The sequence below is a fragment of the Pseudomonas sp. 273 genome, assembly GCF_029201425.1.
Classification (GTDB): Bacteria; Pseudomonadota; Gammaproteobacteria; order Pseudomonadales; family Pseudomonadaceae; genus Pseudomonas; species Pseudomonas delhiensis.
Map to the genome: position 1 here is coordinate 937,660 of NZ_CP116775.1, position 11,082 is coordinate 948,741.

The 11,082-nt window shown below is 45.5% G+C and carries 8 protein-coding genes and 2 pseudogenes; all 10 read right to left on the reverse strand.

Features of this window, described 5'->3' with window-relative positions:
- Nucleotides 1-123: 123 nt before the first annotated feature.
- The 10 genes and pseudogenes from PKO50_RS04430 to PKO50_RS04475 all read right to left on the reverse strand — a co-directional run bounded on the left by PKO50_RS04430 (nucleotide 124) and on the right by PKO50_RS04475 (nucleotide 11,040).
- Nucleotides 124-396 (reverse strand): hypothetical protein, encoded by a 273-nt coding sequence (locus PKO50_RS04430; RefSeq protein WP_089391546.1) that lies wholly within the window; start codon nucleotides 394-396, stop codon nucleotides 124-126.
- A 180-nt stretch (nucleotides 397-576) separates the two neighbouring features.
- Nucleotides 577-1,991: pseudogene (locus PKO50_RS04435) on the reverse strand (undecaprenyl-phosphate glucose phosphotransferase).
- A 38-nt stretch (nucleotides 1,992-2,029) separates the two neighbouring features.
- Complete coding sequence (locus PKO50_RS04440) at nucleotides 2,030-3,049, reverse strand: NAD(P)-dependent oxidoreductase (protein ID WP_089391548.1); 1,020 nt, start codon at nucleotides 3,047-3,049, stop codon at nucleotides 2,030-2,032.
- Nucleotides 3,050-3,113: 64 nt separating this feature from the next.
- A complete protein-coding gene (locus PKO50_RS04445; protein WP_089391549.1) occupies nucleotides 3,114-4,523 on the reverse strand; it encodes a mannose-1-phosphate guanylyltransferase/mannose-6-phosphate isomerase in 1,410 nt (469 codons plus the stop codon).
- Between the two features lie 74 nt (nucleotides 4,524-4,597).
- Entirely contained in the window at nucleotides 4,598-5,698 is a 1,101-nt protein-coding gene (locus tag PKO50_RS04450; RefSeq protein WP_089391550.1) for a glycosyltransferase, read from the reverse strand.
- Between the two features lie 92 nt (nucleotides 5,699-5,790).
- A complete protein-coding gene (locus tag PKO50_RS04455) occupies nucleotides 5,791-6,939 on the reverse strand; it encodes a glycosyltransferase (RefSeq protein WP_089391593.1) in 1,149 nt (382 codons plus the stop codon).
- A complete protein-coding gene (locus PKO50_RS04460) occupies nucleotides 6,936-8,216 on the reverse strand; it encodes an O-antigen ligase family protein (RefSeq protein ID WP_139210180.1) in 1,281 nt (426 codons plus the stop codon). The genes PKO50_RS04455 and PKO50_RS04460 overlap by 4 nt, the downstream gene beginning before the upstream one ends.
- Nucleotides 8,164-9,120 carry a hypothetical protein gene (locus PKO50_RS04465; RefSeq protein WP_275628928.1) on the reverse strand — a complete coding sequence of 319 codons (957 nt, stop codon included), beginning with the start codon at nucleotides 9,118-9,120 and terminating at the stop codon, nucleotides 8,164-8,166. Before PKO50_RS04465 ends, PKO50_RS04460 begins: the two co-directional genes overlap by 53 nt.
- Nucleotides 9,121-9,556: 436 nt before the next feature.
- Nucleotides 9,557-10,611, reverse strand: a pseudogene (gene pseI, locus PKO50_RS04470) (pseudaminic acid synthase).
- Nucleotides 10,612-11,040 carry a GNAT family N-acetyltransferase gene (locus PKO50_RS04475; protein ID WP_275628929.1) on the reverse strand — a complete coding sequence of 143 codons (429 nt, stop codon included), beginning with the start codon at nucleotides 11,038-11,040 and terminating at the stop codon, nucleotides 10,612-10,614. It lies immediately after the preceding pseudogene.
- Nucleotides 11,041-11,082 lie beyond the last annotated feature (42 nt).

Below are 11,082 nucleotides of genomic sequence, written 5' to 3' on the forward strand. Positions count from 1 at the left end.
GCAAGCCGAGACGGCAACACCCTGAAGACCGGGAGCCGTGAACGGAATTGATAGGAAACGGAATGAGGTGAACCCTGCCGCCACTATGACGTGGCGGCAGGGTTCAGCGGCTACAGACTGATATCAGTGAGTGCCGGTGGTACCAGTGGTACCGGTAGTGCCAGTAGTGCCCGGGGTACCGTCATGGCCACCACCGCCACCGCTATTGGAAGCGGCAACGCCCGCTGCCACTACGGCAGCACCGATACCAATGGCGCCACCTACGGTGACACCACCGGCAACCGGGGTGGACAGGGTCAGCGGCTCGGAAGAAGCCGGCGCGTCGGCCGGTGCTTCCGCTGCCAGCAGCGACGTGCTCAGGGTCGCCAGAGCGGCGAACGTCAGCAGTTTTTTCACGTTGAGACTCCTTGTGGGGTCGTTCCTTCAGAAAGAAGGAAGGTTAAGGCTGGCACGAAGCCAGTGCAAGCAGAAAAGCCCGGCACCATTGCAGACATTGAATCCTGCCAAGCCTTCGGCTTTCCAGGATCCACGGTTTGGTTAATGGGGAGTTCCGGAACTCTTCAGCCTTCTGTTCTCTCAATAGGCGTTCTTGTGAATAAATCCCTTAAACACTGTGAGAAAAACGATTTTCAGGTCCCACCACAGGGACCAATTGTGGATATAGGCAAGGTCGTGTTCGACGCGCTTCTGCATCTTGTCCAGCGTGTCAGTTTCACCGCGCCAGCCATTAATCTGCGCCCAGCCGGTGATCCCCGGCTTGACCTTGTGACGTAGCATGTAGCTGCTAATCTGGCCGCGGTATTGTTCGTTGTGCGCTACGGCGTGCGGACGCGGACCGACGATGGACATGTCGCCCAAGAGCACATTGATGAATTGCGGCAGTTCGTCGAGTGAGGTTCGGCGAAGGAAGGCGCCAACAGAGGTGATGCGGTTGTCCCCTCGGGTGGCTTGCACTATGTCGGAGCCGTTCTCCATGACCCGCATGCTGCGGAACTTCCATACCTCGATGGGGCGGCCGTCGATGCCGTAGCGCTTTTGGCGGAAGAACACCGGGCCGGGGGAATTGAGCTTCACGGCGGCGGAGATCAGCAGCATCGGTACGGCAATCAGGCAGAGGATTAGCATCGACAGGATGATGTCTTCCAAGCGCTTGACCACGGTATTTGCTCCAGTCATTGGGCTATCGAAGATGCTGATTGTGGGTACGCCGTTGATGTTTTGGCTGCGTGCATGCAGCAATTCAAAGACAAATATGTCGGGAACAATGTAGACCGAGGCGGTGGTATCGCTGAGCTGGTTCACCAGCCACTTGATACGTGCCTCGCTGCGCATCGGTAGTGTGATGTAGACGCGATCAATGTCACCCGCACGGGCTTGCTCGACCAGCGCCTCCAGTCCGCCCGAAATGGGCAGTTTGATTTGGCTCTTGCCTAAACGAACCGGCTCGCGGTGCTTGTCATCGAAGAAACCGAGCAGATCTAGACCCATCCAGGGAGCGCCAGCGATGTTAGCGGCCAAGCGCTGGCCTAAGGGGCCGGCACCAGCGATGGCCACCGAGCGGGTGTTGAAGCCGCGACGGCGCAGAGCATGCAGGCCAATGCGTAGGAGAACGCGATAGCCGCATAGTCCAGCCAAGACTAGCGAGAACCACTGGAGCAGAGCCGAATCGCTCAGAAGAGGGGGGCGGCCATGAAGTAGTCCGCCATGAATACACCAACAAAGCTAACTGCCCACACTCCTCCTACCTTGCGGAGTTCTTCGCGGATTCGTTCGCCCCGCCATGACGCATACAACTGCCCGAAGTCACCAAGCAGATAAAAAATCACTAGTGCCAGCAACGAGGCGATAATTGGGGCACTTTCCGTTGGGTTGTCATTTGCAATGATCACGACACCCATTCCAGCGCAGATCACGAACAGGTCGAGCAATTTTTGCAATACGGAAATAGTGGCTTGATGGGGGCGAAGAATTCCACGGTCCATGCCATTCATCTTTGATTTCCTCTGGAACTCGATTCTGCTATCAGAAATTAGTACCACTCCTCGGGAGCAGAGGATTTCCAATCAGTAAATGCTGACTTCAGATCATACTGATAGGGATAACCCTGTTCGACTAGGCGGCCGGGATGAATATTGTTGGAGCGCACCAGCTTGCGGATGCGAACCGGGCTGAAGGGGTGCTGAATACCGAGAGGACGAGCAACCAGGTCGATACCATATGCAGCAGCTAGGAGTAGTGGATACGGAATCGCTGGTATCTTGCGTTTTATGTTTGCAACCTGGCAAACAGTATCGACATAGTCTTGGATCGAAGGGCCAGGATTCATCGACATGTTGAACAGGGAGAAGTGTTCTCCTTGGGCCTTTTGCCTTTCCAGCATCCACCACATGGCCGAGCATAGTTCTTTCACATAGGTACCCGCCTTTCGGGTATCACGATTTCCCATGTAGAAGAAATAACGATGGATCACCGCTTTGATCAGACGAGATACATTCCCTCCTTCGCCTGGTCCGAACACCACGCCGGGCCGTACGATGACGAGATGACGCCTTTCCATGTCAGCTGCTAACCAGGTCTGATGCATCTTTTCTGCGACCAACTTCGAACCACCATAGGCAGTTACTGGAGCAGGAAGAGAGCACTCATCTTTCTGCTCTTCACTTGGGCCATAAGGCGAGATTGAACTGGTGAAGATGATTTCATTGCAACGTACTTGTTCAGCCCAATCACAGACGTGTTGCGCACCAAGCAGGTTGGTTTCGTAGTATTCGATATCCTCATGCCCTGGTTCGCGATGCACGGCCGCGAAGTTTGCGATGAGTGTTACTGGTTCAGTCGGTACCCAGTTGATGGGATGACGAACGTCGCCATGAATTTCGACGATTCCATCAGACTCTCGCACCAGCCGGGTGCGATAGGCAAAAGGTTTTTCCGCGACCTGTTCCTTGTCGAACAAATACACCTTTTCAACGGATCCTGTGGAGAGCAATTGCTTGGCGAAAAAAACGCCAATAAAGCCGGAGCCTCCGAAGATGACAGCGCTACGCATTGGGAACCTGCGGGAGTGATGGGAGCTATGCGGCTCGCATTAAGTAATGACTGGGAGCTTTGGATCAGGCTCGCCCGTATTTATCTTCGAAGCGGACGATATCGTCTTCACCTAGGTAGGAACCGGATTGCACTTCGATAAGTTCCAAGGGGATCACTCCGGGGTTTTCAAGAGCATGAACCTGGCCAATCGGGATATAAGTAGACTGGTTTTCAGTCACTAGATAGGTTTCATTACCGTTGGTAACTTTCGCCGTGCCGCTGACTACTATCCAGTGTTCAGCGCGATGATGATGCATTTGTACGGAGAGCTTGGCGCCCGGCTGTACGGTTATACGCTTGACTTGGTAGCGATGGCCGCTATCGATCGAGTCATATACGCCCCAGGGGCGATACACCTCGCGATGGTTGATGTGCTCGCTGCGGCCGTCACGCTTTATCCGCTCGACGATGTTTTTTACTTCCTGAACTTTGTCCTTGTGTGCGACGAGCACCGCATCCTTGGTCTCAACGATCACCAAGTCTTCGACACCCACGGTTGCCACGAGACGACTGTCGGCGTAAACGTATGTGCCGCGCGTATTCTGTCCGAGAACATCACCTTTGAAAACGTTGTTATCACTATCTTTTGCGCTGACATCCCATAATGCAGACCAAGAACCAATGTCACTCCAACCCGCATCTAATGGCACCATGACCGCATCGGAAGTCTTTTCCATAACCGCATAATCAATCGAGTCTTCTGGACAGGCGAGGAATGCATCGCAGTCGATACGAGTGAAGTGCAAGTCTTGCTGACCGCCCTCGATAGCTTTGCGACAGGCCTCTAGAATATCCGGTTGAAAACGCTGGAGCTCTTCCAAATAGCGGCCCGCTCGAAACATGAACATACCGCTGTTCCAACAGTAGTTGCCACTCGCAACGTAATCGCATGCGACCGAGAGATCTGGTTTTTCAACAAAGCGGCTGACCGTATAAACATCTGGAGCCAACCTGTCACCTTTCTCGATATATCCGTAACCTGACTCCGGATGTCTTGGGACGATACCAAACGTGACCAGCTTACCTGCGATGGCAAGAGGGAGAGCAGTGAGGATTCCTGTTTGGAAAGCGTCGATATCATGAATTAGGTGATCTGCGGCCAATACAAGCATAATTGGATCAATGGCTTCACTTACGATCTGCAGAGCAGCCAGGGCTATCGCGGGGGCTGTATTGCGGCCTGCGGGCTCAAGCAAGATACGAGTGTTTTCCATTCCTATTTGCCGCATCTGCTCTGCAGCGAGGAAACGATGTTGCTCATTACAGATCAGGAGAGGCTGGCTGGTATCCAGCCCTTTCAGGCGTTGGATAGTGGCTTGCAGCATGGTGAGCTGGGCATCGGCCAAGGGAAGGAACTGCTTAGGGTTTAATTGCCGAGAAAGCGGCCAGAGCCGGGAACCAGCTCCACCGGCCATGATGACGGGGAGTATCATCTGTATAGTCCTTTAGTCCCATAACTCATTGTTAGTATGGGCGAGTATTTTTATATTGTCTTGACAGGAAGGGTTCAGGTTGTGGCCAAGGCCTTGTCAATAAAGTCTTTGACGCGCTGTTGGAATTTTCTTTTCTCGAAGGTTTTTGCATGCTGATGCAGTTCGGCCGAGGCGAATTCAAAATTTCCTGCTTCAAATTGACGCACTGCCTGGACTAATGCATCAATGCTCTGCTCATGGAAAAGAACACCCGTTTTTCCATGGACTACCGTATCCAAGGCACCACCTTTACCGTAAGCAATAACTGGTGCGCCGGCAGCCATTGCTTCGACGGGGACGATGCCAAAGTCTTCCAAGCCTGGAAATACTAAACCACGACAACGCTGAAGTAGATCTTTGATAATTGGGAACGACTGACGTCCCATCAACGTGATATTAGAATTAGCTATCTCTTTCAACGTGTTGAATAATTCGCCTTCTCCCACCACTATCAAAGGTAAGCCCAACTTATTGAAGGCCTCTACGGCCAAGTCGGCGCGTTTATATGCCACAAGTTGACCCAGGCAGAGATAAAAGTCGCCTCGTTCCTCGGAATAGCTGAACTCAGATACGTTTACTGGTGGGTAGATAACTTCAGCCTGCCTACGATAGAACTTCTGGATGCGTGATGCGACGAATCTTGAATTCGCAATGAAGTGATCCACCCTGTCTGCTGAAAGTTTATCCCACATTCGTAACCAATGAGCTATAGCTGGGAACAGCATGCGTATGAGTCGCCCTGTCCCCGAGAGATATTCATGGTACATGTCCCAGACATAGCGCATGGGAGAGTGGCAGTAACAAACATGCAACGCGTCGGGACGAGTAATGACACCTTTTGCCGGTCCAGACTCGCTGCTGATGATTAGGTCATACTCGGTGAGATTTAATTGCTCCAAGGCAAGTGGCATGAGCGGTAAGTACTTCTGATAATGTTTACGGGCACCAGGGAGTCGCGAAATAAATGTCGTCTTGATCTGCCCTTTGAAGTTGCTCGGTAACGTTTTGCGCACCAGATCTTCATCGCAGACATGAATGAATATATCTGCTTCTGGGTAAATTTCGGCAATGGCGGAGCAAACTGCCTCGCCGCCTCGGTTACTGAGCCACCAATAGTGAACTATTGCGACTTTCATTTATATCCTTGATGAGTGTGAGGCGCGAATTGAAGTGTGATGGCTTGGTGGTTTTCTATGGGACTTTATCTAAATATTTTGAACTTGGAAAATTACGCCTTTGATGAAGTGGTTTGCTCTATATAGTGTGAAATTCTTTGGGCTGCATAGTGCTCTTTAATAAAATTCTGTGCTGCCTGTAGATGCTGATAGGCCTCTTGCTTTTGAGTCAATAGCCGAATTGTTGTATTTATAAAATTTTCTGGTGTATCCGAAATAAAAATATGATGTTTAGGGGAAAGTCCGGTACCTTCATTTCCAACGGTTGTCGTGATAACGGGGATTCCTGAAGCTAGAGCGTTAATATTTTTTATTTTTACTCCTGCTCCGTGGAATATTGGGGACACAAAAAGTGAACATTTATTATATAGAGACTCTAGCATCTCGTCTGAAGCGTTAGGGTAGATTTCTATATTTTTGTAATTTTTAAGCCAAGTGATCTCATGGTCACGAGTATTTCCTGCTATGTGAAGTCTGTAGTTAGGTAAACTACTTTCTATGGTTGGATGTACCTTTTCCAGATACCAGCGAAGGCCAAATATATTGTTTGGCATAAAAAGAGAGCCAATGTAAAGAACATCTTCCCCTTGTGGGAAGGTAGTACGCTCTAAAATACCATCTACATCGACTGGTGTTGGAAGCCAATACTCTTTATTTCCGTGGATTTGATTCTCTTTTTTCGATATGTAGAGTTTTTTTATGTTTTTGTAAGTTTCTCTCTTCTCTTGGATGTAAAATTTTATTGATTCTGAAAGGTAAAATATTTTTCTCCAAGTGGTGTCCGCTTTGAATAAGTTATAAAAATATTTGCTTTCAATGTTATGACTTCTAAGCAGGGGGGTTTTGCAGTTAATTCTAGGGTTGTCTAGAATGGGAAAAACATAGTCTCCCTCAAGAATCATTATGTCATACTGGTCTCGTAAGGGGGTTAGATCTTTTAGAGATGCTCTAGATTTTCCTTGAAATGGAGTTAGGGAAAGTGTAGCGCTAATGCCAGTGTTTCTAGGTGAGACCAGTATTCCATGACAATATTTTTTTAGCTCTTTGTTTGTCTCCGTGGTAAGTTCATTGCCTGTTATAATTATGTCTATATTTTCTCTTCCGTATGTTTTTGAAATCACTTTTAACCGTTCAAATATGTCTACGCGACCTCCATGATTTGCTGGGTACGGAGAATCGCCAGCAACAATAAGTATTTTCATGATTTATTATTGTCCTGAGAGAGATTAATTGTGATGGAAATCAATATAAATGCTGGATAAAAGCCTATACCGGTACTCCAGAATGAGAGCGAAGAAATAATAAAGAAAAATCCAGGTATAAGGTGTGACTTTCTGTTTCTGAGTATATTCGAAATTATTTTTCGGGTTTTTAGTAAAAGGAAGAAAACGAAAGGGATTCCGAAGTATATTATAGAGTCTGATAGGAATGATTTTGTGCTAATGGATTTTGTTGTTTGCTGTGTGGTATATCCAATAACCTCTGAGTAATCTAGATATGGAAGATATGGTCTGGCTAGGCGGATCACATAAGGGATAGATGATAGGTATTCATTCAAATAGGCACCAAAACCTACGCCGAATGGATTGTGTAATGCTATATATATCCCACTCATGAATCCAATGGTTCGTGTTGCTGTAGATGTATAATTATCCATATCGATTGATATTCTTCCCAAGATGTAGGGGAGAATGTAGGATATGGCAATATAACTAGTGATGAGAATCAGTGCTGATGTAATTACTATGTATTTTTTGCTCTTTGCTTGTATGGTAAGTAGTATATAAAAACCAGCGACATACAATACAATTCCAGCTTTCGATTGGCTGTAAATCAGCAGTAGTGCGCCAATTAAAGAGGCAATGACTTTGTTGATAGTTCTTGGATCAAGGGAAAAGATTATTAGGGCTAGAGATCCAGAAATAAAAGCAAAATGACTTGCTTCCATTGTAAGCCCCCTTGGGCGGCCTTCACTGCTCCCTTCGTAATTAAGAAAACTAATATCCGAAAGAGTTGGTAGCGTTGACGCCACGCATAAAAGTAACCCGCCCCATGCTCCAAGCTTTAAAATAGAGTAATTTCGATTTTTTGTTAACACTAGAGATGTACTAAGAGTGTAAAAAATGAGTATTTTTATTGCCTTCAGTAATGTTGTTTCATCTTTTGTTTGTTGTGGAGTGAATAGCAGGTATAAAGTTGATATCACAATGACGTAGGTTATAATTATTGCTGTTTCGCGTCTTATTATTCCCTTGCTTAGGCTTCTATACGAAATAAATAAAAATAATAGACCTACAAAGGGGGCTGAGGCTGACGCGCCAAATATTCCTAGTGAAGTTGCTTGTAAAGAAAGGTTGGCAATTGGTGATAATAATAATATAAGGGCCGAAAGAATGTCTTCTGGATATACTTTTGTTTTGGGTTTTTTATTGTATGCGTGCTGAGGGTATAATTTCTCTGCCGACTGTAAGAATTGCATCAGATACTTTCTCGATGTTGTGGCTTGTTATACATTTCGGATTTGATATCGGATCGGATATTATGCCCTCGAAGCTATTTCTTAGTATCCAGTTCTTGAATTCATGGGATTTACTCTCTGATTCCTTTATATGTTCAATTAGCTCTGGGATATCACTATTTCTAAGATCTTCTAGTGTCAGTTTCTTACAAAGACCTAGTTTGTTGAAAAATGTATCAGCGAATGTGGCGCTAGGAATCCCCTTCATAGCTGCTTCGTAAGCTACAGTACCAGATACAGTTATGACTAACTGAGCGTTCTCAATAATGTTTAGTGAGCTCTCGTTCTCATCAATCAAGACTATCGCGGGGTCTCTAAGTAAACGAGTGAAGAAGAAGATACTTCTATCCCCGATTGCATTCGTATGCTCTTTTATTAAAAGTTTCCAGTTATCTGGTAGCGATCTTGATATATTGGTTATGTTGGCCTCTTGATCTTCATAGTACCGACCTATAACATCGATAGATGCTTCGGGTTGTTTGTGAAGGGTTAATAGAACATATTTTTCGTTTCTTATGCTTTCATCGAATTTCTTTCTAGGTATAAATCTATATAATTCCTTGTTTAATTCTTCCTTTATTCTTTTTGTTAGTGTTCTTAAGTGTGAGGTCGTAAGGGTTGGATCATTAAAGTCTTTCTTCCAGCGTGTTATAAAATTATATAGCTTCTTGGCTCGATGATTAAAGGTTCTGGATTTTTTAAGGAGAGTATTGTTTAATTGTAGATAGTCTGGTGCTGAGACTTTGATTTCAGTTGGTGTTGTATGAATTGAGGTTTCTTTTTCTATTTCAAATATTTTTGACTGGAATTCATCTGTAAAGAAGGCAAATCTGTCAGACGGTATTCGAATGGTGTGAGGGTTCAAAAACTTTGCGTTTAATTCTTCTCTGCTTTTTATAATTCTAAGTATAAGTATTTCATGAGCCCAAGTGATTTCTCCGATGACAAGATTTATTTCTTTTTGTTTTATAAAATTATATATAGGGGACTGAATTTTTTTAGATAGTTAATTCCCCAGTTTTCATATTTTAAGCAGCGATCTCCATGTACTAGCTCTTTTATTTTAAAGTCATCTATAGGAAGATTCTCTGTGTCGAGTAAGGACTTGTCTATGAGGAGTATATTTTCTTTGGGAGAGTTTTTCTCTAGCTCAACAGCTTGTTGTTTATTTGCCGATATCCAGAATATTTCTATTCCATTTTTTTTAGTTGCTCTGATATTTTGTAAAAGAATAGTGTCTTTTGATAGTTTGCAATAAAGCAGACTTTCATTTGGCTAAAACTCTGTCCGTGTCGGTTGGGTTATTCGTAATCGCCAGGTAATACTGGTGTATTGGGTAGAGTTTTCTTTTTCACAGATTTCCCAACTACCTCTTTCATATACTTGGGCGCAAGTCCATAACCAGGTCGAACACTTCTGACTGAGTCGGCTGTTATCATATCACCTGCTTCTAAATTTTTTACAAAATATAGAGATCTCCGGAATTTGACATTATCAATCTCGCTTGATTTTCGGCCATAATCAATCCTTCCCAAAGAAGACCAAGAAATTTTGGTATTCTTGCAAAGTTCTTTAAGTTCGCTAGGCTCCAGAGAAAAGCTATCATCTGGTCCACCATTGTTTCGGTCGAGGGTAAAGTGCTTTTCAATAATGGATCCGCCTAGGGCAACACTTGTAATGGCGGTGATATTGTCTAGAGTGTGATCTGAAAGGCCTGTGACTAATCCAAAGCGATTTTTCATGTCAACTAAGGTCTGAAGATTGTAGTCTTCTGGGGGGCTGGATATCCACTTACGCAATGCAGTATTGCTAGCTCCTTGCAGCCACCATCTCTTGCTGCCTGAATAGCTTCTTCAATTTCCTCAGCATCAGCCATGCCGGTAGAAATGATCATTGGCTTGCCTGTGCCCGCCACATACTTTATTAGTGGCAAGTCTACTGCTTCGAAGGAGGCTATTTTGTATGCGGGCGCATTAAGGCTTTCCAGTAAATCAACTGCTGTATTATCAAAGGGCGAGCTAAAGATGGTGATTCCTAGTTTTTGTGCATATTCAAATAGCGGTTGATGCCATTCCCATGGCATATGAGCCTCTTGATAGAGCTGATAGAGCGTTTTTCCACCCCATAACCCTCCATGGATTTTAAATTCGTCTGCGTCACTATCCAAAGTAATTGTGTCGGCCGTATAGGTCTGAAGCTTTATTGCGTCTGCTCCAGCCTTGTGTGCTTCTTCTATGATTTTTAATGCAGTTTCCAGCTTTCCATTGTGATTCGCGGATAGTTCTGCAATAACGTAAGGAGGGCAGTCCTCAGCAATACGACGCCCGGCAATACTGATATTGGGAATAGCTTTCATTTAATGGCTTCCTTGTGTTTGCCGCCACTCGTCTGCAAACAATCCAAAACAGTAGATGTCGTGATAGTTCACGCCATCGAAGTGCTGCTTTCGAAGGATTCCTTCATTTTGAAATCCGAGATTGTTATGAAGTTTTATTGACGCATAATTGTAAGCAAGTACTTGGGCGTAAACTTTTTGAAGTTTAATTTCTTCAAATGCATATTGTAGTGCGCATAGGGCCATCTTTGTCCCTGTGCCTTTAGTCGCGTCAGGCGCTACATAGAATCCCCATTCTACGATAGCTCCCTTTGATCGTTGGGTATAGTTCATATACCCAACGGGCTTTGCTCGCTGCTCAAATATAAGCAAAGTTTGTGCTGGGTCTTCGATAGCACGACGGAACCACTGGGTATGCTCTGACATCTCGATAATGTTCTGATTGAACATGTATCGATTGATTGAGGGGTATTCCGCCAATTTAAAATTAAA

What these genes read in the sequence shown, in the direction of transcription:
- PKO50_RS04440 (WP_089391548.1), bottom strand. Translation starts at nt 3,049, where the DNA reads ATGCGTAGCGCTGTCATCTTCGGAGGCTCCGGCTTTATTGGCGTTTTT.
- PKO50_RS04460 (WP_139210180.1), bottom strand. Translation starts at nt 8,216, where the DNA reads ATGCAATTCTTACAGTCGGCAGAGAAATTATACCCTCAGCACGCATAC.
- PKO50_RS04450 (WP_089391550.1), bottom strand. Translation starts at nt 5,698, where the DNA reads ATGAAAGTCGCAATAGTTCACTATTGGTGGCTCAGTAACCGAGGCGGC.
- PKO50_RS04445 (WP_089391549.1), bottom strand. Translation starts at nt 4,523, where the DNA reads ATGATACTCCCCGTCATCATGGCCGGTGGAGCTGGTTCCCGGCTCTGG.
- PKO50_RS04475 (WP_275628929.1), bottom strand. Translation starts at nt 11,040, where the DNA reads ATGTTCAATCAGAACATTATCGAGATGTCAGAGCATACCCAGTGGTTC.
- PKO50_RS04455 (WP_089391593.1), bottom strand. Translation starts at nt 6,939, where the DNA reads ATGAAAATACTTATTGTTGCTGGCGATTCTCCGTACCCAGCAAATCAT.